This is a genomic window from Rothia sp. HMSC065D02, assembly GCF_001815285.1.
GTDB lineage: Bacteria > Actinomycetota > Actinomycetes > Actinomycetales > Micrococcaceae > Rothia > Rothia dentocariosa.
In genome coordinates this window covers 19172-43109 of record NZ_KV820080.1, presented here as the reverse complement: position 1 = coordinate 43109, position 23938 = coordinate 19172, and the positions used below count along the sequence as shown (strand labels likewise).

Annotated in this window: 15 protein-coding genes and 1 tRNA gene; 7 read left to right on the top strand and 9 right to left on the bottom strand. The window is 56.3% G+C overall.

Features of this window, described 5'->3' with window-relative positions; genetic code table 11:
- Nucleotides 1–7: 7 nt before the first annotated feature.
- The 4 genes from HMPREF3016_RS03415 to manA form a co-directional block, all read right to left on the bottom strand.
- A complete protein-coding gene (locus HMPREF3016_RS03415; RefSeq protein ID WP_070740250.1) occupies nucleotides 8–2467 on the bottom strand; it encodes an RNA ligase in 2460 nt (819 codons plus the stop codon).
- A 171-nt stretch (nucleotides 2468–2638) separates the two neighbouring features.
- A complete protein-coding gene (locus HMPREF3016_RS03410; RefSeq protein ID WP_070740246.1) occupies nucleotides 2639–2971 on the bottom strand; it encodes a HepT-like ribonuclease domain-containing protein in 333 nt (110 codons plus the stop codon).
- A gap of 2 nt (nucleotides 2972–2973) precedes the next feature.
- Nucleotides 2974–3264, bottom strand: a complete 291-nt coding sequence (locus tag HMPREF3016_RS03405) for a nucleotidyltransferase family protein (RefSeq protein ID WP_013398471.1) — start codon at nucleotides 3262–3264, stop codon at nucleotides 2974–2976.
- Between the two features lie 81 nt (nucleotides 3265–3345).
- Nucleotides 3346–4530, bottom strand: a complete 1185-nt coding sequence (manA, locus tag HMPREF3016_RS03400; protein ID WP_070740243.1) for a mannose-6-phosphate isomerase, class I — start codon at nucleotides 4528–4530, stop codon at nucleotides 3346–3348.
- 150 nt (nucleotides 4531–4680) lie between these two features.
- On the opposite strand from manA, the gene HMPREF3016_RS03395 reads away from it, so the two are divergent.
- Nucleotides 4681–6084, top strand: a complete 1404-nt coding sequence (locus tag HMPREF3016_RS03395; RefSeq protein WP_070626877.1) for a phosphomannomutase/phosphoglucomutase — start codon at nucleotides 4681–4683, stop codon at nucleotides 6082–6084.
- Nucleotides 6085–6855: 771 nt separating this feature from the next.
- Here HMPREF3016_RS03395 and HMPREF3016_RS03390 read toward each other — a convergent pair.
- The 3 genes from HMPREF3016_RS03390 to HMPREF3016_RS03380 all read right to left on the bottom strand — a co-directional run bounded on the left by HMPREF3016_RS03390 (nucleotide 6856) and on the right by HMPREF3016_RS03380 (nucleotide 11251).
- Entirely contained in the window at nucleotides 6856–8025 is a 1170-nt protein-coding gene (locus HMPREF3016_RS03390) for an FAD-binding oxidoreductase (protein WP_070740240.1), read from the bottom strand.
- 503 nt (nucleotides 8026–8528) lie between these two features.
- Nucleotides 8529–9041, bottom strand: coding sequence for an RrF2 family transcriptional regulator (locus HMPREF3016_RS03385; RefSeq protein ID WP_070740237.1), 513 nt, complete (start codon nucleotides 9039–9041; stop codon nucleotides 8529–8531).
- A 359-nt stretch (nucleotides 9042–9400) separates the two neighbouring features.
- Complete coding sequence (locus tag HMPREF3016_RS03380; protein ID WP_048754571.1) at nucleotides 9401–11251, bottom strand: phosphoenolpyruvate carboxykinase (GTP); 1851 nt, start codon at nucleotides 11249–11251, stop codon at nucleotides 9401–9403.
- A gap of 482 nt (nucleotides 11252–11733) precedes the next feature.
- Here HMPREF3016_RS03380 and HMPREF3016_RS03375 point away from each other — a divergent pair.
- The 5 genes from HMPREF3016_RS03375 (at nucleotide 11734) to HMPREF3016_RS03355 (ending at nucleotide 16274) form a co-directional block, all read left to right on the top strand.
- Nucleotides 11734–11806, top strand: a tRNA-Arg gene (locus tag HMPREF3016_RS03375).
- 506 nt (nucleotides 11807–12312) lie between these two features.
- On the top strand, nucleotides 12313–13647 hold the full coding sequence (locus HMPREF3016_RS03370; RefSeq protein WP_070536700.1) for a hypothetical protein: 1335 nt from the start codon (nucleotides 12313–12315) through the stop codon (nucleotides 13645–13647).
- 21 nt (nucleotides 13648–13668) lie between these two features.
- On the top strand, nucleotides 13669–14853 hold the full coding sequence (locus tag HMPREF3016_RS03365; protein WP_070536698.1) for a cell wall biosynthesis glycosyltransferase: 1185 nt from the start codon (nucleotides 13669–13671) through the stop codon (nucleotides 14851–14853).
- Between the two features lie 217 nt (nucleotides 14854–15070).
- The gene (locus HMPREF3016_RS03360) at nucleotides 15071–15391 is read left to right on the top strand and encodes a 2Fe-2S iron-sulfur cluster-binding protein (RefSeq protein WP_004006570.1); all 321 of its coding nucleotides are present in this window, start codon (nucleotides 15071–15073) and stop codon (nucleotides 15389–15391) included.
- Nucleotide 15392: 1 nt separating this feature from the next.
- Nucleotides 15393–16274: a DUF4232 domain-containing protein gene (locus HMPREF3016_RS03355; RefSeq protein WP_048753352.1), complete on the top strand. Its 882-nt coding sequence runs from the start codon at nucleotides 15393–15395 to the stop codon at nucleotides 16272–16274.
- Between the two features lie 284 nt (nucleotides 16275–16558).
- On the opposite strand, the gene HMPREF3016_RS03350 is transcribed toward HMPREF3016_RS03355, so the two are convergent.
- Together HMPREF3016_RS03350 and HMPREF3016_RS03345 are read right to left on the bottom strand one after the other, a co-directional pair.
- Entirely contained in the window at nucleotides 16559–17143 is a 585-nt protein-coding gene (locus HMPREF3016_RS03350) for a malonic semialdehyde reductase (protein WP_070740234.1), read from the bottom strand.
- Nucleotides 17144–17466: 323 nt separating this feature from the next.
- Complete coding sequence (locus HMPREF3016_RS03345; protein WP_070740231.1) at nucleotides 17467–18051, bottom strand: malonic semialdehyde reductase; 585 nt, start codon at nucleotides 18049–18051, stop codon at nucleotides 17467–17469.
- A 190-nt stretch (nucleotides 18052–18241) separates the two neighbouring features.
- On the opposite strand from HMPREF3016_RS03345, the gene HMPREF3016_RS03340 reads away from it, so the two are divergent.
- Complete coding sequence (locus tag HMPREF3016_RS03340; RefSeq protein ID WP_070740227.1) at nucleotides 18242–23833, top strand: Lhr family helicase; 5592 nt, start codon at nucleotides 18242–18244, stop codon at nucleotides 23831–23833.
- Nucleotides 23834–23938 lie beyond the last annotated feature (105 nt).

The following is a 23938-nucleotide window of genomic DNA, read 5'->3' as shown; positions in this document are numbered from 1 at the left end:
TTGTGGGCTAGTCCAGCCGTCCGTGCGTGTTAACGCCGTGCAGCAGGTCTTTCAGATGCGGTGCCAACCGCGGTAAATCCCATGCGCGATGCCTGCTAATGGTGGAGACAATATAGTCGCTGAGGTTCAGCCCCAGGCGTTCGGCGTTGCGTTCCAGCTTCTCACGGTCGGCCTGGGTGCCCCTGCGCTGTTCGGATGGCTCGCGCAGGTAGTCCACTAGTGCGGGAATCGCGCGGGCGCGTTTCGTGGCGGAGTACCCGGGCGCCTTGATTTTAACCATATAGCCCGTAGAATCGCGGATAACCCAGCCCTCAGCGTCGCTTGTACGCGCATCCTGGAGCAGGCGGGTGAAATCGGCGTCGTCCTTGAGGGGAATTTCTTCGACGGTAGAGATGCGCACGGGGCCGTAGTCTTCGGTGGGGCGCGGCTGCGCGAAGGCTTTCGGGGAGAGCCACAGGTCTTCAAAGCGGGCCGGTTTCACCCTGAACTGCGCGGTGTTCGCAATTAGATCGAGCAGATAGAGCGTGACGTGTTCGTAGGGCACGATGTGCGGGTCGCGGAACGGATCGACCACCTCAACTGTTAGTGATGAATCCATGCGGGTGAGCGCTTCAGTAAGCCGGGCGCGTTCTTCCTGGGTGAGGGCGGCGCGCAGGATGCTTTCGGCGTGGCGGCTGTAGGCGGTTACCCCACTCTTGCTGTAGACGGTGAGCATACCTTCGAAGACCGTGATAATCGCTAGGTATCCGTTTTCTTTGGCGCGTGCAATGGCCGGGTAGGCGAGGCGTTTGCAAACGTGTGCCTCGCTTTCATGCCCGGGCTCGTCCATATTGAAGAATTTTTCGTACCCGCGCCCCACAATTTTGCCGGTTTCGGCGTGGATAAAGAGCCCGCGCGCTTTGGCGGTGGTCTTATCCCAGGCGCCTTTGTAGAAGGCTTTACGCGTGAAATTGCATGCGAGCACGCCGGCAGGTTCGGTTGCGCGCACGTTCACGTTGGGGTTGGCGCGCATCTCCTCTAGCAGGCGATGCCCGTCGTTGAGAGGTTCTGTGGCACCGTCTGCGGTATTTTTCGAGGCGCCCACCGCTCTACTCCCAGAGGCGTAAGGGTCGGGGACGAGGGAGCTCGATGGAATTTTCACGATTTCGCGCTTCCACACGGCTTTTTCGGGTGCACCGGATGCGCTATCCTCGCGGCTGAACACCACGGCACTCAGCTCGCCGCCGGTAAATTCGACGCTGCTTTCTAACGGAATGAGATTACTGTATCCTTCCGAACCGAGTGCCGCCGGGCGGTGACCGTAAATTTGGGTGATACCGGCGGCCCGACTGAGGTCGTCGAGCGTCTCTTCGTAGCCTGCGTACTGGGTTTTACCCGCCCGCGCCTGCGGGTACGGGTTGGAACCCAAATAGAACGTTTCATCTGCATACAGCCCCGTGAGGTACCCCTCCCCTACGCTTTCCAGCGTGCGATGGGAATCCGCGAAGAGCTGCGGTGCAACCCCGGCATGGGTCACGAAATAACGCTCCTGCCCAAGAGTAAAGGGCATCATATTCACGGCGGTGTTGAGCATGGCGATCACTCGGCTGTTGTACACGCCGTGGGCGGCGAGCGCATCCAGGGTTTCGCGGGCGTCACGGTAGCGGCGCACGCCCCTAATAGTGTGCATGATGGAGCGTTCGTGGTTGCCCATCACCAGGTGCACGTTGGGCAAGGTACCAAGGGCGGGTTCAAGGATGTCAAAGACTTTTTCGGGGTTTTGCCCGCGATCGAAGAGGTCACCGGCGAATATCCAGCAGATGTTTTCATCGCTCAGCCCGGTTTCGGGTGAGAGGGCGCTGATAAGCTTTTCGAGTTCGTTACCCATGCCCTGAATATCGCCGACCACGACTACTTTATGGTAGTTATCGAGCACGCGAACCGGGGTGAAGAGCTCGGTAAAAACCTGGTCGGGGGCGATGTACCCGGCGACCACATCCCGGTAGTTTTTGAGGATGCTGCGCCAGTTCTCGCGCAGCTCGCGGTGGTTATTGTAGGCGGTCTCGATAACCTCTTCAGGTACGCGCTTAGTGTATTCGCGGGTTCTGTTGCGCGTATACAGCTCGTCGAGGGTGAGTTCGCCCTGAAAATCGACAAGGTATGCGGTATAGCAGTATTTGCGCGCAAATTCGAGGAAGGTTTTCATGTTGCGCAGCAGCACGTTCATATTGTCGATAAATACGGTGTTGCCGTGCCGCATGTTCTCTTCCACGCAGTTGTTTACCCGGCGGATAGCCTTCGATTCGGCGCTGGTGTTTTGTGATAGGGCTAGTGCAGGCTGATTATCAAGTGTGTAGGTGATATATCCGCATTTGCGGCGCTCGGCATCCCAAGAATGCGTGAGGTCTGCAAGTTCGGGATGCGCGGCGATCCAAGTGCTCTTACCGGCACCCGCCGCACCGGCTAAGAGGAAGATTTTACGTGCCATCGGTGCTGTCTTTCGTCGTCGGAGGTTGTGGTTGGGTAATTTATGTTAGGGTTTTGCCGGATATTCCTTTCCGGCATCTCTGAAATATTTATATATTACATCTAAAGGTGCACCGAGGCATAAAAGAACGTATCTAAAAAATTATATTCTTAATATTTTATTTCCACGAAGCTAAAACTCTTGTTCCAGCAGAGAAGGTAACCAATTTTTTACAGTATCCCACACGATATCGAGGTTTATATCAAAGTACCCATGAGCCAACCGATTCCTCATATTTCGCATGCTGCGCCACGGGACCTCAGGAGTCGTACGAGTATAGTCTTTGTAGTTATCCATGATTTTTGTTGCGGCTTCGCCAATAATAATAAGATTTAGGATAACTGCCTGTTGAGTCTTTTTATCTTTTAAAAACTCTTGATGAGTCATATTTTCGGTAAAAGAATATGCATCACCAGCTGCCTGTTGTATGTGCTCTATGTAATCAGAAAGACGATTTTTACTCATCATTACACCGGCTGAGCCTCAGCAAGTACGCGTTCACGGAATTTATGGGGCAAATCTTGGGGAGTGAGAACTTCTACTCGGGTTCCAAGTGCCTGCACCAAATCTGCTTCCAGATCTCCGAGATCTAGAAGAGTTGCCCCAGGCAGAGCATCCACGAGGACATCAAGATCGCTCTCCTCATGGTCGGTACCATGTAGAACAGAGCCAAAAACACGGGGATTTACCGTAGGATATTTTTTCACAATCTCGCGTATAGCACGCCGATGTGTTTCAAAAGCTAACGAGGGCCGCATAGTGCTACTCCTTTTTAAGATATAAGTCTTATAGTAAATACTCACAAATTTGCTCTCAAGATTCCCCACACAATAAACACGCTACACATACCGGGCGATGTACAGTTCGCCCTCACCCGTGATGGTGGCGGAGGTGGCATCCCCAGCGTGCAGTACCGACTCGGTGCCGCGCAGCGTTATGTTCTGCTCACCACCCGCAGAAATCGTGACTGAACCATCCACCACCAGCGCGGCAGAGGTGCCTTCAAAGGTGTATTCAACCGGTTTTTCAGCGAGCACCCGTATATGCTGCACGCTCATGCGTTCATCCCACATGGCGTAGTGTTCCACGCCCGAGTCGTTCTCTACCGGACGCTGCAGTAACGGCGCATCCTGATGCTCGCCAAGCACCTTAATAAGTTCTTCCGCATCAATATGCTTTGGGGTAAGACCTGCGCGCAGCACATTATCCGAGGGATTCATGAGCTCAATCGCCGTACCAGAAACATATGCATGCACCTGACCATCCGGAGTAAAAGCAGAGTCCCCCGGCGCAAGATTCATCAGGTTCATCACAAACGCGACGAGTAGCCCCTTATCACCCGGATACTTCTGCGCCACCAGGTTCACCAGGTCGGCTGCATCCGATACCGTTGCAGAGACACCATCCTGTGTCATTAGCTTTTGCGCCGCAGTTACCAAACCCGCTATGGCGCGGTCAGCGGCATCCTGCGGAAGACGAATAATCTCGGTCAGCAATTGTTTTGGGCTCAGCTGTACACGAGAACTCAGCCAATCGGCGCCAAAAGCTTCAGCCAGCTCCCGCAGCTCGCCCTGCGGGCGCACACCCGTCAGTACCTTCATGGGGGTTAAGGCAATTACGTTCTCAGGTTTAGAGTACCGGTCTTTATAGTTACGATGCGGCGCATCAGCCGGAATCCCGCGCGCCTGCTCATCCTCGAACCCGGCGACGGCCTGCTGCGGCGTAGGGTGAACCTGAATCGACAGAGGAGCATCAATAGCCAAAATCTTAAACAGGAACGGAAACCAGTCGCTCGCGCGGTCAGGGCGCAAAAAACGGTCCGGATGCGCCGCCACCAGCTTGTTCAACGGCGACACAGACCCATCGACCGTGGCTTCAGACGGAGCCGCAGGATGCGCCCCCACCCAAACCTCAGCCTCCGGCTTTTCCGTGGGTACGGGCACACCGCGCATGCGACCCAGAACTTCGTGCGAACCCCACGCATAATTCTGAATCTTATTCTTCAACGGAAAAATTTCGCCCATGTCGCCTTGGCCTTTCTAGGAACTTTTACACGCAACATCACCAAAACTACGGCATACGTGATATAAAACCCATAAAATTCAGGGAATTCTCTGGATACTCCCACCAATTATAGAGGTACATTTCGAAGATATACCCGCTAAAATAAACGAGTGACTACTATTAACCTCAAAGACTCATTTAAGGCGTACGACGTTCGCGGTATCGTCGGCGAAACTATTACCCACGAAACTGTGCGTGCAACCGGCGCCGCTTTTGTTGATGTGCTCGGTCTGGCTGGTCAGACCGTTTTGGTGGGCGGTGACATGCGCCCCTCCTCCCCCGAATTCATGGATGCATTCGCTGAAGGTGCCACCGCACGCGGCGCAAACGTCCAAAAAATCGGTCTCATTTCAACCGACGTGCTCTACTTTGCATGCGGTATTGAGAATGCGGCAGGCGTTACTTTCACCGCAAGCCACAACCCCGCCGAATACAATGGCATGAAAATGGCTAAGGCCGGGGCGGTTCCTGTATCTTCCGAAACCGGTCTTTTCGATATTCGTGATCTTGCTCAGAAGTACCTTGACGAAGGCTCTATTCCTACCGTTGAGAATCCCGGCGTCGTCACCGAAAAGGACGTTCTCAAAGCCTACGCCGAGTACTTGCGTAAGCTCGTAGACCTCTCCAATATTCGCCCCCTCAAGGTTGTTGTGGATGCGGGTAACGGCATGGGCGGTAAGACCACACCCGCCGTCTTGGGAGACGCTCTTCTGCCCGCGCTTCCACTTGAGATCGTGCCCCTCTACTTTGAGCTCGACGGAACTTTCCCGAACCACCCGGCTAACCCGCTTGAACCCGCTAACCTTGTTGATCTGCAGAAAGCGGTTGTTGAGCACGGCGCAGACATTGGTCTTGCCTTTGACGGCGATGCCGACCGCTGTTTCGTGATTGATGAGAAGGGTAACGCGGTCACCCCCTCCGCCATTACCGCGCTCGTGGCAGAACGTGAAATCGCGCGTGCTAAGGCGGAAGGCAATGAGCAGCCGGTTATTATTTATAACCTCATCACGTCCAAGGCCGTACCCGAGCTCGTCGAAAAGCTCGGTGGGCGCGCTGTGAAAACCCGTGTGGGTCACTCCTTCATCAAGGCAGTCATGGCTGAAGAATCCGGTATTTTCGGCGGTGAGCACTCCGCGCACTACTATTTCAAGGACTTCTTCAACGCAGACACCGGCATGCTCGCCGCGATGCACGTGCTCGCGGCTCTCGGCGGCGGTAACCAGGCGCTCTCCGAGATCAGCGCCAGCTACTCCCCCTATGTCGCGTCCGGTGAGATCAACTCCGAGATTGAGGACAAGGCAGCCGCTGTGGACCGTGTGCGCGCGCACTACGCTGGCGCGCCTGTAGAAGTCGAAGACTCAGACGGTACCACCTTCACCAACACCGAAGAAGGCTGGTGGGCGAACCTGCGGCCTTCCAATACTGAGCCGTTCCTGCGTCTGAACCTTGAAGCACCGGATACTCCCACAATGGAGCGCGTGCGCGACGAGATTCTGGCTCTGGTGCGCCAGTAGTTCTTTGAGCTCACATTATTTTGGGCGGATGCCGATTATTATCGGTATCCGCCCTTATTCTAAGCATTATTGGTGCTGGGTTTACGATCGCCTTATAGCCCTGGCACGAGCGCATTTGAGCCGCTTCGCCCCGGTAGGCGCGCCGGGCGTGAACGCCAGCGCGAGGGCTTTGTAGTTTTAACAGGGATATACCCACTGATATTTAGGTATAATGTTAGATAGCGGGCACCCCTAAACCGCGAAGCTAGGGGAACCCGCTGAAACGTCACATCGGCTTAACCGATGACGTCGATTAGGTCAGCAATCGCTTTGACGAGTTGCGCGAGGGCTTTGATAATTCGCGCAGCCGCCAAAGCGATTTTGCTTTTACCTTTTTTCGGCATTCCGTCTCACCCCCTTTCGGAACTACGACCCTCCACGGCTGATTAGGTCAGAAGTGTTCCGTGGGGTGTAGCCGCGACGGGGGCTTCTTTAGTTTACCTTTGGACATTTAGAAATACTTAAATAAAAATATTGGGGGCTCAACGCCCCCAATATTATTTATCTCTCCTCCTGAATATGGGATATTCGGTGCAGCGTCAGACGGGTCTCCCAAACGGCTTCAGGGTGTTCTCCAAGAGCCTTCTTCAGGATGCAGATGCGCGATAAAAGAGGAACGAGGCGCCCCTGGCACCGAGAGACGGAGTTGCGCAGAGGCATCCTGAAGAAGGCGACTATCAGCTCACCCAGCCGCCTCTAAATACCCCAGCACGGGCTACGCCAAAGTAGCCTTTATGAGCGCAGCATCCACTGATCCGGTCCAAAGATCTCGTAATTGATATTCTGCGCCGGTACACCTGCATCCACGAGAGCGGAACGCACGCCCTTCATGAACGGCAGCGGACCGCACAGGTATACGTTTGCCTCCGCAGGTATGCCCAGCTTTGCGATGTCCACACGGCCACGGTAATCGCCAGTTTCTTCGTCTTCTATGAACGAGATGAGCTTGCCGTGAGGAAGTTTTTCGATCAGCTCGGTCATTTCCTCGCGCAGCGGCCATGTATCAAGGCGACGGTCAGCGTGAACCACGGTTACCTGACGTTGAGAACCGGACTCAATCAGCTCATTGAGGAAGCTAATCATAGGGGTTACGCCGATACCCGCTGAGAAAAGGTAGAGGGGCGCATCCGCAGAGCCGAAGCCTTCCAGGGTGAGGTCACCATAAGGGTTGGAAATCTCGACGACATCGCCAATCTTGAGCCCGTGAATGATCGAAGTCATTTCGCCGTTCGGATCGAGCTTCACTCCGATACGACGCTGGTTTTTATCGGACGGAAGCAGGGTGTATTGGCGGGGCTGGCGCAGACCATCACGTGCCTTCGTAATAATGGAAATGTACTGGCCTGCTTTCGCCTCAGTCATAGGGGTGTTATCGGCAGGTTCAAAGGTCAGCACGACCACGTTATCGCCGGTTTCTTGGCGATCAACAACTTTGAAGGGCGCGTGGGTAACATTATTTGCCTGGGATGCATAGAGTCCCTTTTCGATCTTGATCAGGGCGTTCGCCATGAGCCAGTACACTTCGCTCCAGGCGTCCACAACCTCTTCAGTTGCGGCTTCGCCCAGATCTGCGGCAATCGCCTCAAAAAGATACTTGTAGACAGTTGGGTATTCATTCTCTTGAAGCCCTAAGGATGCGTGCTTATGCGCCACACGGGAAAGCACCTCGTCAGGGTAGGAATCGGGATGCTCCACAATGTAGGAGGCGAAAACAGCAATGGAGCCGGCAAGCGCTTTCGGCTGGGTGCCTTCGAGCTGAGACGACCGAGAAAAGAGACCATCCATCAGGTCGGGACGGGCGGCGAACATACGCTCGTAGAAGTCTGGTGTAATGTGCCCGATACGCTCTGCGACAATCGGCAGGGTCGCCTCGATAACCGGGCGTGATTTTTCGGAAAGCATGAGGGATATGCGCCTTTCTTCCTTGGACTTTAGCAATACTTTGCCTGTAAACCTTTTTACACTATCACCATTTACTGTTCGCTAAGACGATGTTTTCTTGCGGCGTGAAATATTGAGAATAGCCTTGTGACAGGCGGTAACTTTTGTATAGTAGCGTTTACGTGAATATTTTCGACGTGATATACCGTGATGTGAATAAAAATAATTTTGCACCCTGGCACTAGGTTTCACGCAGGGTGAACAGAAGTATCGTTCTATAACGCATAAACCGGTGCACCAGTCACCTATCCCTCTTACGGAGGCGGACTCAGATCACATACCTGCCTTCTTAAGCGGACACCGGGCACATACGGTCAATGTATATTCTTACAGTGCTGACCTTGACAGAGGCAAGCTATCAAAAGAGAAAACTCCACGCTTTCACGGCTTATCCGCGTACTTTCTCTCGCACAGTGCATCTACTCTCTGAGCAACAAACAATTTGCCGCCCAGAGACTTTGTCTTTACCGCGACGCTACGACAGTTCGGGGAGGTACGGGCGGCAGCTCTCGTTCCGTAGGCTCGTGCACGAGCGGCCCCAACCCCAGTTCCACAAAAACGGGCCCAGCAGGCCGCGCTCCGGCGGGAAGTTCAGAGATAACAACGTCATCAACAGAAGCATAGAAAGCTTCACGAGCGCGGGCTAAAACCGTTCGCAGACGACAAAAACTATCTAGGGGACAGTTGCCGTTTTCATCTTCGCATTCAATCATAGGAATATCACCCTCGGTACTACGAAGTACCTGCCCCACGGTCGCTTTGCGCCCCGTCTCCGACAGCAGGACACCACCGGATCGCCCACGGGTAGATTCAAGCAACCCTTGATTGACGAGGAACGCCACAGATTTTGCGACGTGATTATAAGGGGTTCCGACTCCCTCCGAGATCCTCTGAGTCGAGAGTTTTTCCCCTTCCTGCAAGGAAGAAAGAAGCATCATAATACGTAGTGATACGTCTGAAAAAGCCGTCAGGCGCATGCTTCGTATCTCCTTTCAACAGTTTATTGAGGGCTAATAATATAGGGTTTGTCCGTTCTACCGGAAAATTCTAGTCTTCGTACCACCCGCACGAAAATTAGGTATGGCTTTACTGCACACAAAATGCGGAGTCTGTATAGCAATATTTTAAGGCATTGGTGGATATTTACACCTTTTCTGCATAAACTGTGCACCATCCCACACACCCGAGTATGCCATATCACGCTGTACGCGCTGCACACCCGATCGGTGGGATGTGCTTTACAACAATGTAAGAGCAGGCTTTCACAAACGGTGGGGTGGGATACGCATTGTCAGCGCATCCCACCCCACCATGGTGTCATATTGCCGAATGTTCCTTAGTCTTCAAGAGACTTTGCCAAGGCGTCACGCTCAGCTTTGACCTCTGCGGGGAGCTTATCGCCGAACTTCGCTAACCATTCGTCAATGCCGGGCAACTCGGCCACCCACTCGTCCTTTGAAACGGCGAGTGCTGCGTTAAGTTCTTCATCGCTGATGCTCAGACCGGTTAGGTCGAGATCTTCCTTCGTGGGTACGGTGCCCAGGAAAGTCTGCGTGCCGCCGCCCTTGCCGTCGAGGCGGTCGAAGATCCACTTGACCACGCGGGAGTTTTCACCAAAGCCGGGCCATGCGAAGCCACCGTCGGGGGTGCGGCGGAACCAGTTCACGTAGTAGACCTTCGGCATGTTCTCGGCACCGTGCTTCTTACCCAGGTCGATCCAGTGCTGGAAGTAGTCGCCCGCGTTGTACCCGATGAAGGGAAGCATTGCCATGGGATCGCGGCGAACCACGCCGACGGCGCCCTTTGCAGCTGCTGTGGTCTCAGAGGAGAGGGTGACCGCGCGGAAGACACCTTGTTCCCAGCTATCGGATTCGGAGACCAACGGCACGGTAGTCTTGCGGCGACCGCCCAGCACGATGGCGCTCAGCGGCACACCCTCGGGGTCGTAGTACTCGGGGGCGAGCATATCCACCTGGGATGCGGGGGTGCAGAAACGCGAGTTGGGGTGCGCTGCGGGACGCCCCGATTCAGGAGTCCAGTCCTTGCCGGTCCAGTCGGTCAGGTGCGCGGGTGCCTCGTCGGTCTTACCTTCCCACCATACGGAGCCGTCATCAGTGAGCGCCACGTTGGTAAAGATAGTATTGCCCTTAGAGATTGCCTTCATGGCGTTGGGATTAGTGGAGTAACCGGTGCCGGGCGCCACGCCGAAAAGACCCGCCTCGGGGTTAACGACGCGAGCCTGGTGATTCTCGTCAAATTCGATCCACGCGATATCGTCGCCGACCATTTCGGCTTTCCAGCCGTCGATGGTGGGGTCCATCATCGCGAAGTTGGTTTTACCGCAGGCAGAGGGGAACGCAGCGGAGATGTAGCGGGTAACGCCCTCAGGGTTGGTGACCTTGAGGATGAGCATGTGCTCAGCCATCCAGCCCTCATCATGACCGATAACCGAGGCGATACGCAGTGCATAACATTTCTTGCCCAGCAGTGCATTGCCGCCATAACCCGACCCGAAGGACCAGATTTCGCGGGTCTCGGGGAACTGCACAATGTACTTCTCGGGGTTGCAGGGCCAGGACACGTCTGCCTGCCCGGGCTCAAGCGGAGCGCCTACGGAGTGAAGCGCCTTCACGAAGAAGCCCTGAGTTTCGTCCAGTTTCGCGAGCACATCCTTGCCGATAGTTGCCATAATGCGCATTGAGCACACCACATAGGCGGAGTCGGTAATTTCGACCGCCATCTTGGGGTTCTTTGCTTTCAAAGAGCCCATGACGAAAGGAATGATGTACATGGTGCGCCCGCGCATCGAACCTTTGAAAAGACCGGTGAGCGTCTGCTTCATCTCCACGGGGTCACGCCAGTTGTTGGTAGGACCAGCGCCTTCTTCGGTCTGTGAGCAGATAAAGGTGCGCTCTTCCACACGTGCCACGTCGTCGGGGTCAGAGAACGCTGCATACGAGTTGGGGAACTCATGATCGCTTAGCCGTACGAAGGTACCTGCATCGACCAGTTCTTGGGCGAGTCGGTTGTACTCCTCTTCGGAACCATCAACCCAGTAGATACGGTCGGGCTCGGTGAGTGCTGCAACATCGCGCACCCAGGCTAAGAGCTCGGGGTGGGTTGTGGGAGCGTTCTGCAGGCTCTTTTCAAGTTCTGCAGAAAGAGTACCGGTTGAGATGTCAGTCATTGACCTATTTCCCCTTTGAGTCTTGAGAATTGCCGGGCACCTCACTGGCACGGCAGGCAGTGTGTTGTGAGGATGTTTTAAACTAACGAGGGCGTGTAGCTTCCTTAAAATACACGCCCGTGGAATTTTCCACATCCTCGTGTTCATCTAGAATAGCGCATTTAGCTGATGAGTCGAGTATTTTATATTTGACCCACTGCAGCGCTCTTGTCCTTAAGTTGGTTTGCCTGTGGATGCGGCGCAGCTTCACCGAATAATCCCGAGCGTTCCCACGAATTCCAAAATTTTTTGAAAAATTTTCCCACCCCGCAAAAACATTGAAATTACGCGGTTTTTATGCCATTTTTAGGAACTTTGCGAGTAATAGTTGAGGGTTTTTGTTAGAACTAACACTCTTTTTCGACTTGCGCGCTATCAAGGGTGCCCGTATAGTATTGTTTGTTGCTGCGACGGGTAGTTATAAGCCCGGTCGCGAGGAGCATGCGCCTGTAGCTCAACGGATAGAGCGTCTGACTACGGATCAGAAGGTTGGGGGTTCGAATCCCTTCAGGCGTACGAACGAAGCCTTTCCTGTCAAGGAAGGGCTTTTTTGCTGTCTATCAAAGCCTGCAGACGTGGCAGTTTGAAAGTCCTCGGCGAGTAATCGCCGGGGATTTCGCCGTTTCTATACCCTAAAACAACTATTGAATAGCGTATAATTGACGAGTATAGAGAACCACGATCCGATCCTTCTGAGTCACAACATGCAGGCATTCACATCTACAAACAGCTTCACCTCAGGCACTATACCCATGCCTTCAGAAGCGGTGACTATCGGGGGTCTCAACGCAAAACCAGCCTATGAAATTTCGGCTATCCATACGATCAGTGCAACCAGACGCATCGCGTAAATACTTGGCCTGCCCCTCAGTTTCCGGTGTGCCACCAGCTCTAACACCGCTTTTATCTGCTAGGGGATTAAAAACACCGTCATCCCAAGACAGGCTTCAAAAATACCGGTAATCTGGATACACCCCAATTTTCCAGGGAAAGTATTTCAACAGCGAAGGAGCGTCAACATCATGGTTCAGCTCACGATACCGCAATCCCTAGTGGGTTCCCTCATAGATATTGCTCAGCTAAAAGATATTACATACTATCCGGCAAATCACCGATGCGCCCACTGGGCAGTCTATAGCGAAGATCAGACCGAGCTTCTGTGTCCTTGTGCACCCGCCGAATCTGCATCCGTCGAGAAGCTGTTCAGCGCCGCATCCGAGATACTGTATAAGAATTTTCGACACCGTATTGAAAACGCCGACGATATTGTTTCTTTCTCAACTCAAGAGCACGAAGATGTTAGTGCAGCTCAGGCCGACGAGGTCGTCACCGGTTCTCTGCCGCTGGTTCCCGAAACCACGATTAGCGCCGCGGTGGATGCTCCCGCCGACATGATGGAGGAACCTGCGAGTGATGATAGCGCAGATACGACCCAGACTGGCCCTATACCCGTTCCTAAGGTGCCCACTCCCCTAGAGCAGGCCCAGCCGGTACCTTCCCATGAACAGCCGCAAGTTCCCACGCCCGGCATCGCCCGCATGCCTTCTCCCGCGATGTTCAAGAAGAAGAGCACGCTCACCTATACTCCTCCGCGCATTGAAGAATACCTGCAACAGCTGCGCACGAACCAAGCAGCACAGTCCTCAGCGGAAAATACAACCCCACAACCCGAGACGGCTTCTTCACAAACACCAAAGCCAGCGGGTTCACAGACTTCAGCATCCGGTGCGCAGCCTCCCGCACAGGTATACGGACACACACGGAAGACCGCGCTGCCTTCTTTGAATGATCCCATCACCAAGGCCGAACGCACCGCCAACTATCGTGTAGATCCGGGACGGTTGGACACCTTCAAAAAAGACAATATCGATCTGGTGACTATCCGCGAAGTTATCACACTGGGCCGCGCCGAACGTATTAACGGTTGGATTATTCGGTTCCGCCACAACGATTACCGAGTCGATGTCAATACCGCGTCTATGACCGTTATCACCGCCCTTGACGAGTTTGATGATTTTGATGGACGAAGCGGCACAGAATACAGCCCCGAAGCCGCTCGCGAGCTTCTTGGCGTCCCCGATATCACCGCCTGCGATTTCACCTCCGGCGCGCAGAATTATCTTAAAACCCACGGCGGCGAAGCCTTCGATGCGATGGTCTCCGCCATCAGCTCCCCCGAAAAGGTAAGGGTAAACCTCGATTGGACACGCGAATATCACGGGAGTGGCATACAGGTTACGATATCGCCCGATAACCGCATCGTCATGAGTATTCGACAATCCGCCACAGATACCGACGCTAACGGTGCTGAAGATACCCCTGAAAATTCTCTAGAATCAAACGCCACGGTCTCATAGGGGTTAGGAGGAAAGCACCTTATGAACAAGAAAATAGACATTCCCGTCGAGCTTTATGCCCGTCTGCAGGAGCTCTCCCACCTAGCGCGATACGAATACACCGAACAGGAGGGCACCTGGACTATACAGAATCCCGAGGGTGAAAGCCTGCTGGATGCACGGCGCAAAATCTCCCCGGAGGCTGCGGAGCTTTACTTCACCATCATGCCGCTTCTTGCCTCAGAATTTATTGCCCAAAACGAGGCGCTGGTAACCGCCTATCGCAACGCACCCAAGCCTGCGGCGGTCAAGCCCACAATTAAACCCTCAGGTCAGCAACTTATTCCCCTGCTTGAGGTTCCGCACGAGAACCAACGCATCGCCGAACAGATTGAGAATGATTTCTATGGCGATGTTCCGCCGGGCGACCGCATCTACCCGGTACTGCCGGGTGTCATCGATCATATGATGCGCAACAACCTGGGGTACGCGCTCGTCCTTGAGCTCATTACGGCCCCAGACAGCGAACGCCGCGACGAATCCGCCCAGGAAAACCGTTTCGGACGTGAGGTTCAGCATTATTCAAACCGGCGCCTCGGGTACACCGCCGTTCTGAACGCGAATACCTCCGAGGTTATCTCGGTACATCCTTTTGATGGCTCTACGCTCAGCGCCCCCAGCGGACACTATGAGCTCACCCCTGATGCCGAGAAACAGCTGAGCGCCCTGGGACTCACAGCAGAACTTGTGGAGCGCATCCTCGAAGAGGCGAATGATCGCCGACCGATTCCGGGCACGAGCCGTACCGTATACTCCCTGCACGGCTATTCGGTAGAGTTCTCAAACACCAACCATAAGATTGTCAGTGTGCGCAAGGGTGTGGTGAAAACACGTAACCCCTTCGAATCGCAGCCCAGGATGCGCGGCACCAAGTCGCAACGCGGCGTTAAGATTCCGCACGATATTCACGCTTTTAAGAATCTTCTGGAAAGTCACGGTTTTACGATTACGATGGGTGGCAAGCACTACGATATTCGTCACGAAAAATTGGCGCCGGGTATGAAAGCTACCACATCTGTTACCCCCTCCGACAGCCAACGTTGGCATCTAAATTCGGCCCGTCAGATCCGCGAGATTTTTGGTGTGGACCTGCGATACGCCAATCCCAAAGATACCTGCCGCGGTATCGTGCATGCCCTGGAAACAGAGGAAGATTTCGAGGAATAACCTCCAGAACAAAGGCACTCTCATTCACCATTTTCGACTCGTTCACTAGGGTGCACGGGTCACGGATGCGCTGTGCACGGCACCACTGCATCATAGGGTTAACCTTGGTAGTCTTCTCGCGGGCGCACCTCTGTCATACCCCCGTCGCAAAGTTTTACGGGGTAAGCTCTGAGTTTACAATAGAGGTGCATCTACACAATGTGAGGAGGACACGCGCGTGAGCGTGAAGATCAATGTAACCGGAGAAGACGGTGACAGCCGAGAGATCGAATGGGAGGATCACCAGACTCTATTAGAAGCTGTACAGGCGAACGGGTTCCCCGTGCTCGCAACATGCGGTGGCAACGCATCTTGTGCCACGTGCCATACCTTTATTGATCCAGAACACTACGCGGCTTCAGGCGATCGTACCGACGCTGAGGAGGACCTCCTCGACATGGTAGACGACGTAGCTAACGAATACTCGCGCCTCTGCTGCCAGGTGGAATACGCACCCGGCATGGATGGCGCCTCTATACAATTGCAGGCGGCGATGTAATATGACGAGTTCGGCTAAGATACTCTACTCCGCAACCGCACTTCTTTGCGCCCTTACGCTGGCAGGTTGCGGCGTTTCCGATGCCGATCATTCTGCGCAGACTGACGCTTCACCGAGCGCATCCGCCAGCGTTGCTCAGGGTAAAATTACCCGTGCTTCCGACCCGGCGCATTCTGTGTCCCCCGGTTCTATCAGTACCGCGGGCGGGGATAGTTCTCAAAGCCCTGAGGATAACCCCACAGATAATAACGACTCTCACTCAAACGATGAACATTCCGAGGATGGAGCTAAGAAAAAAGACTCCAATTCTAAGGATTCTCACGATAAAAAGAGTTCATCCGGCGAGGAAAGCAAAGATGCGGATGACTCTTCATCGAATAACGATGGAGATAACGGCACTGAAGAATCGTCCAGCCCAGAAGCTAAACAGCCAGGGCGTTCAGCAACCGGTTCTTCAGGTTCACTCCTAGCGTCAGCCTGCCAGATCACCGATCTCTCGGTTTCTGCTTCCGAAGATAAGGGCACACCCGGAGCCCGGAAATTCATTCTGACGTTCACGAACGTTTCTGAGGAGCCCTGCGTGCTCAAGGGTAACCCGACGGTTGTCTACGCAGATTCTAATTTCAGTCAGATTGGCTCACCGGCACGCCCGGCGGCAGGTTCAACGAACCCTACCGGCACGCTTCTGCACACAGGTGAATCTACAAACGCCCCAGTGACCTCGGTCAACGCTGGTCCGCTGGGTAAGAACTGTTCACCGACAATGGCGCACGGATTCTTAGTTCAGGTTCCCGGTGACGGCAACTGGACGACGGTCTCTGCTTCCTCTGAGGCGTGCACCGGCAAGGTTCAGCAGCTGTCCGTGGGACAGTTCGGTTCGTAACCAATCAGCACACGAATGATGCGCTTCGAGAAGAAGCGATAACAGCAAGAGGCGGTTCCTTATACAGGAACCGCCTCTTCAGCATCTACACAATGCTTTATTTATACACGAGGTTTACCTAAGTTTTCCACCTCATCACCCTGATACGGAAATATTTCTTACCTACCTATGAAATAGAACACCAGATGATAGGAAAACGCTAGGAACTCGCTCGCACGTGGTATACGCCGCCACGTTTTACGGGCGCATTGGCGGCAGCATCGCAATTACCTTCGTAATAGCCGTTAGAGGCTGCGGGTTACATCATCGAATCCGAACCGGGTATCGCGCGGGTACTGGGTTGGAACGCCGTACCCTAAATTCACCACAAGAGTGGGATGCTCGTCGGTCCCTGCAAAAAATTCTTCGTACAGCCCCTCAAAATCGGCCCATAAGGGACCGGCGTCTAGACCAAGAGCACGCACAACGGTAATAAAGTAACCGGCCTGCAGGTTGGCGCTCTGCTGAGCGGCAAAGGTAACAACTTCCTCGGTCGTGCAGTAGTTCCTGATAGTCTCTGCCGCACGGGGATTAAACACATCTGCACGGTCTATCCACGCCTTATCGTATGAGAGTATGGCATTGACAGGTGCCTGACGGGCCTTTTCTTGATTAGCTTCGATCAGGTGCTTCACCAGGCGCTCACGGGCCTCGGGACTCTTGATCCAGGTGATGCGCAGGGGCTGACTATTGAAGGCCGTGGGTCCCAGATAGGTGAGCTCCTGAATCTCCCGAAGCTGATCATCAGTGACGGGCCGATCGGTAAATTTACGCATAGTTCGGGGCTCACGGAAAAGAGCGGTGATTTGGTCCTCAGATAAACGGGTCATCTCTCATATCCTTTCCTATAACCTCAGGTTCTCTCGACACGGTGAATCTATTCGTCCCCCGCAAGGCTACCGCGCCGTTCTTTCCATCATGCACCGGTTCGCACCATAAGGCTACCCCCAGAATTCACGCCGCGACAGTTCCCCATTCCCTCAGAGCCCAGCAAAAACCGGTGGCTGCGGCATCATCAGATACGGCAGCCACCGGTACATCACATATACGCAGGTCTCCGGACACATGTACACAGCTACCGGATTCCTGCGGTTTACTCTCGCTGGGGACCGAAGGCGCACCTCGGCGGCTCAGCGAGCGCGAAACACAGCTTTTAGATGCTGCGGGTTACGTCATCAAACTCAAAACGGGTACCGCGCGGATACTCGGGAGCCACACCATAACCCAGGTTTACGACGAGGAAGGGCCGCTGGTCGGTACCTTCAAAGAATTCAGCGGCGATGCCATCGAAATCCGCGCCAGTCATAGGGCCCGCATCCAGACCAAGAGCGCGCACGGCGGTCAGGAAGTAGCCAGCCTGAAGTGCAGAGCTCAGCGCGCCCGCGGGAATACGTGCCTCTTCAGCCTCGTAGTAGGATTCAAAGGCAGAGGCCTGGGGTGCGAATTCCCCAAAGCGTTTCTGCCAGTTTTTATCGAAGGCCAGCACAGCGGTTACAGGAGCTTTGAGGGTCTTCTCCTTATTTCCGTCCATCATGTGCTTGACAAGGCGCTCGCGAGCTTCGGGAGTCTTCACCCACATAATGCGCAGGGGCTGGCTGTTGAAGGCAGTAGGTCCCAGGTAGGCGATCTCCTGGATCTTCTGCAGCTGTTCGTCGGTGACGGGCTGATCGGTGAATGCGCTCACAGTGCGAGGTTCGCGAAAGAGAGCGGTGATCTGGTCTTCGGTCAAGCGGGTCATACCTGTGTCCTTTCAGTGAAATAAATTACTTTACGTGTAAAATTTTATGATGTACGTAATGTACATATTCAATTATTATGGCCCCATTACACGGAAAAGTCTTGTATTCGCGCACAATTGCCCCTGTAATATGTGCCACGCTCAAAAAACTTTCAAGGAGAATCCGGGGCATATACGAGATAATGGGACCATGCCCGACACTCTAGAACCTTTCTCACCCGCCACTCAGCAATGGTTCCGCAACGCTTTTGGCACCCCGACCGCCGCGCAGGAAGGCGCCTGGGAGAGTATCAGCAAGGGCGAAAACGCGCTTATTATCGCCCCCACGGGCTCCGGCAAAACCCTTGCCGCTTTCCTATGGGCACTCGATGCGCTCTACCGCGACAAAAGCGCAGAACCGGACCAGCGCGAGCTCACGACATCGACTCAGGCACGGAAAAACGGGGACGCTCGGGAAACACAAAAGACCAAGAAACAGCGTGCGGGCGGTACGCGCATCCTGTATGTTTCGCCCCTGAAAGCTCTCGGGGCAGATGTGGAACGCAACCTGCGCGCGCCGCTTGCGGGGATTGCGCATACAGCGAAGGAATCCGGGCGAACCCCGCCCGATATTACCGTGGGTATTCGGAGCGGTGACACCCCGGCGCGCGAGAGGCGGCAGCTGATCAGCAACCCGCCCGATATTCTGCTGACCACCCCCGAGTCGCTCTACCTTATGCTGACCTCTGCGGCACGTTCGACACTCACCGGCGTGACAACTGTAATTGTGGACGAGGTGCACGCCCTGGCGGGGACTAAGCGCGGGGCGCATCTGGCGGTGTCCCTTGAGAGGCTCGATCAGCTGGTGGAGCGGCCGGTGCAGCGCATCGGCCTGTCGGCAACCGTGAACCCGCCCGAAGCCGTCGCCACATTTTTAGGCGGGGTGCACCCGGTAACGATCGTGGCGCGGCAGGTGCCCAAGCGCTGGGATCTGCGGCTCTCGGTACCCGTGCCGGATATGGCGGCACTCGGCGGGGCAAACGATTACGGGCAGGGCAGCTATGCCCCCGGGGAGCATCGGGCACCGCGCGGACAGGATTCGCCCAGTCCAGCCCCGAACGCCCCGGACTTGCAGGTTCAGGCAGCCGACGATGCACCCCCCTATACTCTTGCGGATGCTGTCGGCACCTTCCCCGGCGAAGAAGGATTATCCCTTGAGCTGCCGAACAGCTCTGCCGTACAAGATGGTACTGCGAGCGCAACGGCGAGTGCAGGGGCACGGAAGCCGGGCGGTGAGGGCAAGCGCGCCTCCGGGTATCGTGCCTCGATTTGGCCTTATGTTCAGGAACGCATCGTGGACGATATCGAGAATAATCGTTCTACAATCGTGTTCGTGAACTCGCGTGGGCTTGCCGAAAAACTTACCGCGGCTCTCAACGATATTCATGTGCGCCGCGAGCTCTCACGGCGCGAGCTTGCGGGTGAGCCTCTGCCTGACATTGGTGAGGAGCCAGATATTGCCCCACTGGCGCGGGCGCATCACGGTTCGGTGGCGAAGGATCAGCGTACGCTTATCGAAGAGTCCCTCAAGAATGGTTCGCTACGGTGTGTGGTCGCCACAAGTTCCCTGGAGCTCGGCATCGATATGGGACATGTGGATGCGGTTATTCAGGTGGCATCCCCGCCGTCGGTGGCTTCCGGTCTGCAGCGGGTGGGTCGTGCCGGGCACCGCGTGGGCGAGGTTTCGCGCGGGCTTTTTTACCCGAAGCATCGCGGGGATTTGCTGGGCTCTGCCGTGGCTCTGTCCGGTATGCTCGCCGGGTCTTTAGAACCGCTTACCGTTCCCGCTAACCCGCTGGATGTGCTTGCCCAGCAGACCGTCGCCGCTTGCGCTCTGGGACCTATCGGGGTGGATGCCTGGTACGAGGCGCTGCGCCGCACCGCCCCTTTCGCGAACCTTTCGCGCGCGCTCTTTGATAGTACTTTAGAGATGCTGGCGGGCAGGTATCCTTCCGATGAGTTTGCGGAGCTTCGCCCGCGCATTATTTGGGATCGCACCGCCACCGCCGATGCGCCAAGCGGCACGATTGAGGGGCGGCCCGGTGCGCAGCGGCTTGCAGTAACTTCGGGCGGGACGATTCCTGATCGTGGGCTTTTTCCTGTCTACCTGGCCGGTTCTGAGGATTCCAAGGCGCCTAAACGGGTGGGCGAACTGGACGAGGAGATGGTCTACGAATCGCGGGCGGGCGATGTTATCGCCTTGGGTGCGAGCAGTTGGCGCATCGAGGACATTTCGCACGATGCGGTGCGCGTGAGCCCCGCACCCGGCGAGCCTTCGCGTCTGCCGTTTTGGCATGGTGAGCGGGTGGGCCGCCCTGTGGCGTTGGGCCGTCGTCTGGGACAGTTTACCCGCGAGTTAACGAAGTCTGCGGGTGCTGACTCCGGAAGCGAAGACGCCTCAGCGACGGCTGCGATACGCGCCGAGCTGACCCGGTTAGGGCTGGACTCTTGGGCGAGCGATAATCTGCTCGCTTATATTCGGGAGCAGCGCGAGGCTACCGGCGTGGTCCCCACCGATACGCGGTTTGTGGTGGAGCGTTGCCGCGATGAACTGGGAGATTGGCGTGTTATTTTGCATTCGCCGTACGGATATCCGGTGCATGCACCTTGGGCTGTGGCGGTGGGCGCCCGCGTGCAGGAACGGTACGGTATCGACGCCAGCGCGCTTGCGGCGGATGATGGTATTGTGCTGCGTATTCCCGCGGTGGAAGATACCCCGCCGGGTGCTGAGCTTTTTCTCTTCGAGCCCGATGAGCTAGAGGAGATTGTCAAGGATCGTGTGGGCGAATCGGCGCTTTTCGCGTCTCGTTTTCGAGAGAGCGCCGCGCGTGCCCTGCTTCTGCCGCGCCGCGATCCGGGCAGGCGCACTCCCCTATGGCAGCAGCGCCAGCGTTCGGCCCAGCTGCTGGATGTTGCGCGCAAATACCCCGAGTTCCCAATTCTGCTGGAAACCGCCCGCGAATGCTTGCAGGATGTATATGATGTTCCTGCGCTTCTTCAGCTGCATCGGGATATTGCCGCGCGGCGCATCAGCCTGTCGCAGGTGCAGACCGAGGGGCCTTCGCCTTTTGCCCGCACCATGCTTTTTGAGTACGTGGCGGAGCATATTTACGATACGGATGCGCCCGCCGCCGAACGCCGCGCTGCCGCCTTGGCACTGGATCCGGCGCTTTTGGCAGAGCTGCTGGGTACCGCTCAGCTGCGCGATCTGCTGGATCCCCAGGTGATTCTTGAGGTTCAGGAGCGTCTTCAGCGCACCGGGGCGAAGTATCGGGCACGCGGGGTTGAGGGCGTGGCGGATCTTCTGCGCCAGCTCGGACCGCTCACGGCGAGGGAATTGGCGCTACGGCTGCGCGGGAATGAGGGGTCCGGGGTTGAGGCCGTGCCCGAGGTCTCTTGGAGCACCCCAAAAGGCAGCGAAAGTCGATCTAAAAAGGCTGATATTTCACATGAAACCGGGGATTCAGCCGAAAATACCGACGAGGGCCTGCCGGAAGAAGACCTTGAAACTACCCCACACGCCACCGACGAAGAGGCGCGCACGCTTGCCGAAGAGCTGGTCGCATCCCGCAGGGCATTCGTTATCAATCCGCACTCAAATATGGCGGGCAGCACGGAACCGATCTACGCCGCCGTGGAAGACGCCGCCCGGCTGCGCGACGGGTTAGGGCTGCCGCTTCCAGTCGGGATTGCTCAGGCATACCTCACGCCAGTCGCCGCGCCGCTCGAAGACCTAATCTCGCGGTATGCGCGCACGCACATCCCCTTTACCGCAGCCGAGGCGAGCACCCATTTCAGCCGTATTACGCCGACGGGTTCGGGTGCTATTCTGCCGGTTTTACGCGCTTTAGAGACACAGAATCGACTGTTCTCGGGCGAGTACCTGCCTGAGGAACTGCGTGTATCTCGCGCGGAGGCAGCCGATACGATACCGCTCTCCCCCGCACCCACGGCAAGCCTGGAATGGGTGGATGCCGAGGTGCTTCGACTGCTTCGTGCCCGGTCGTTGGCGGCGCTGCGCCGCGAGATTGAGCCGGTACCGCAGCGTGCTTATGGCGCGTTCCTGCCCGCCTGGCAGGGAGTGCGTGCGCAGACGGTCAAGGTTTCGCGCAGGCTCGCGGAAACCACCGAGTACGGTGCGTATTACGAGCCCGAACGCACGGTTCAGGTTCTTGTCGAGAGCAAAAGTTCATCCGCCGAGGCATTAGAGGGTCGCGAGGGCTTGCTGACGGTCATCGATCAGCTTGCCGGGGTGCGTGTGCCCGCCTCTGCCCTGGAGACCCTCGTCTTGCCAGCTCGGGTGCGTGATTATTCGCCGCAGCTCTTAGATAGTCTGTTGGCCAGCGGAGAGGTGCTTTGGCGCGGCGAAGGCGAAATCTCCGGCAATGACGGCTGGGTGAGCCTGCATCTTACCGAATCCGCCGAGCTGACCCTGCCCGATTCTTCCCGCACGCAGGCCTTAGATGAGCTGGGTCCGGTGGAGCACGCCGTTTTTGAGGCGCTTTCCGGCGGCGGGTTGTTCTTTATGCCGCTTCGTGAGCGCGTGAACGACATCTTGGTCTCTCGCGCCGCCTCGGGCGAGGTTGTGCATTTTCCGGAGGCTTCGGAGGTATCTGCCGCACTGTGGCGCCTGGTGTGGGCAGGGCTGGTCACGAACGATACTTTCGCCCCGGTACGTGCCATGCTGGCAGGCGGGTCGAGTGCGCATCCGGTGCGGCCCGCCGCTCCCCTGGCGCGCCCGGTACGCAGGCGCGGTGCCGCACGACTGTCTGCGGCGCGTACTTCTGCGGGTGCTTATCCGCGCAGGTATAGCGGCTTGGGCGGCACCCGTGCCAGCTCTTCTGATCCGCAGGTTTCGGCCCGGGATTCCGGGCGCTTCAGTCATATTAGTTTTCCCCAGCCAACGGGCACCGAGTCTTCGCAAGAGGCGGATGCTACCGTTACCGCCTATGCGCGCGCGGAACTTCTCTTAGACAGGTACGGTGTGCTCACGCGCGGCGCGCTCGCCTCTGAGGATGTTCCCGGCGGCTTTGCGGCCTTGTACCGCATCTATGCGGCTGCCGAGGAACGTGCCCTGGTGCGGCGCGGATACTTCATTGAGGGGCTGGGTGCGGCTCAGTTCGCCTCCCCAGCAACAGTGGATGCGGTGCGTTCCTACGCTAATATTGGCGCTGATAATCCGCAAAATACCGGGGTAAAACGAATAAAAAACGAGGAAGTATTCGGTTTATTTGAGGGTGTTCTGCTGGCGGCTACAGATCCGGCGAATCCTTATGGTGCGGCGCTCACGTGGCCTTCCGTCCCCAGCTTGCTCTCGGTCTCTTCTACATTCGGCGGTGCGGAAGAGGCTGCGCGCGAAGGCACAGAGACCGCCCAGTCCGTGCGGCATCGTCCGGGGCGTAAGGCGGGTGCCTGCCTCATCCTGCTCGATGGTGAAGCGGTCCTCTATCTGGAACGCGGCGGCAAAACCCTGCTGTCTTTCACGGCTGATCCGCTCAAACTTGAGGCTGCGGCCCCGCTGCTGGCGCGCATCGTGCAGGCGGGTATTGCTGAGAAAATCGTGGTGGAAAAACTCAACGATTGTGATATTCTGGCAACCCCGGAACCGCCGACTCACCGGGGAGCGTCGAAGACCGATTCTGGCCGGCTGCCCGAGCATCCGGTGGTGGCGTTACGGCGCGCGCTGCTTGCGCAGGGCTTTTACACTACCCCGCGCGGTCTGCGGATGCGCCGCTCCCCCTAAATGTATCCTCAAATTACACGACTCCAGCCGGGAGTCCTCCCGCTTTGGTCTGCCGCGCATCGCCGGATAAAATTCCCCTGAATTCGTACCGTCATATAATACCCC

Excerpts from the sequence above, each read along its gene's own strand:
- HMPREF3016_RS03415 (WP_070740250.1), bottom strand. The coding sequence starts at position 2,467 with ATGGCACGTAAAATCTTCCTCTTAGCCGGTGCGGCGGGTGCCGGTAAG.
- HMPREF3016_RS03410 (WP_070740246.1), bottom strand. The coding sequence starts at position 2,971 with ATGAGTAAAAATCGTCTTTCTGATTACATAGAGCACATACAACAGGCA.
- HMPREF3016_RS03405 (WP_013398471.1), bottom strand. The coding sequence starts at position 3,264 with ATGCGGCCCTCGTTAGCTTTTGAAACACATCGGCGTGCTATACGCGAG.
- manA (WP_070740243.1), bottom strand. The coding sequence starts at position 4,530 with ATGGGCGAAATTTTTCCGTTGAAGAATAAGATTCAGAATTATGCGTGG.
- HMPREF3016_RS03390 (WP_070740240.1), bottom strand. The coding sequence starts at position 8,025 with ATGCTTTCCGAAAAATCACGCCCGGTTATCGAGGCGACCCTGCCGATT.
- HMPREF3016_RS03385 (WP_070740237.1), bottom strand. The coding sequence starts at position 9,041 with ATGCGCCTGACGGCTTTTTCAGACGTATCACTACGTATTATGATGCTT.
- HMPREF3016_RS03380 (WP_048754571.1), bottom strand. The coding sequence starts at position 11,251 with ATGACTGACATCTCAACCGGTACTCTTTCTGCAGAACTTGAAAAGAGC.
- HMPREF3016_RS03370 (WP_070536700.1), top strand. The coding sequence starts at position 12,313 with ATGGTTCAGCTCACGATACCGCAATCCCTAGTGGGTTCCCTCATAGAT.
- HMPREF3016_RS03365 (WP_070536698.1), top strand. The coding sequence starts at position 13,669 with ATGAACAAGAAAATAGACATTCCCGTCGAGCTTTATGCCCGTCTGCAG.
- HMPREF3016_RS03355 (WP_048753352.1), top strand. The coding sequence starts at position 15,393 with ATGACGAGTTCGGCTAAGATACTCTACTCCGCAACCGCACTTCTTTGC.
- HMPREF3016_RS03350 (WP_070740234.1), bottom strand. The coding sequence starts at position 17,143 with ATGACCCGTTTATCTGAGGACCAAATCACCGCTCTTTTCCGTGAGCCC.
- HMPREF3016_RS03345 (WP_070740231.1), bottom strand. The coding sequence starts at position 18,051 with ATGACCCGCTTGACCGAAGACCAGATCACCGCTCTCTTTCGCGAACCT.
- HMPREF3016_RS03340 (WP_070740227.1), top strand. The coding sequence starts at position 18,242 with ATGCCCGACACTCTAGAACCTTTCTCACCCGCCACTCAGCAATGGTTC.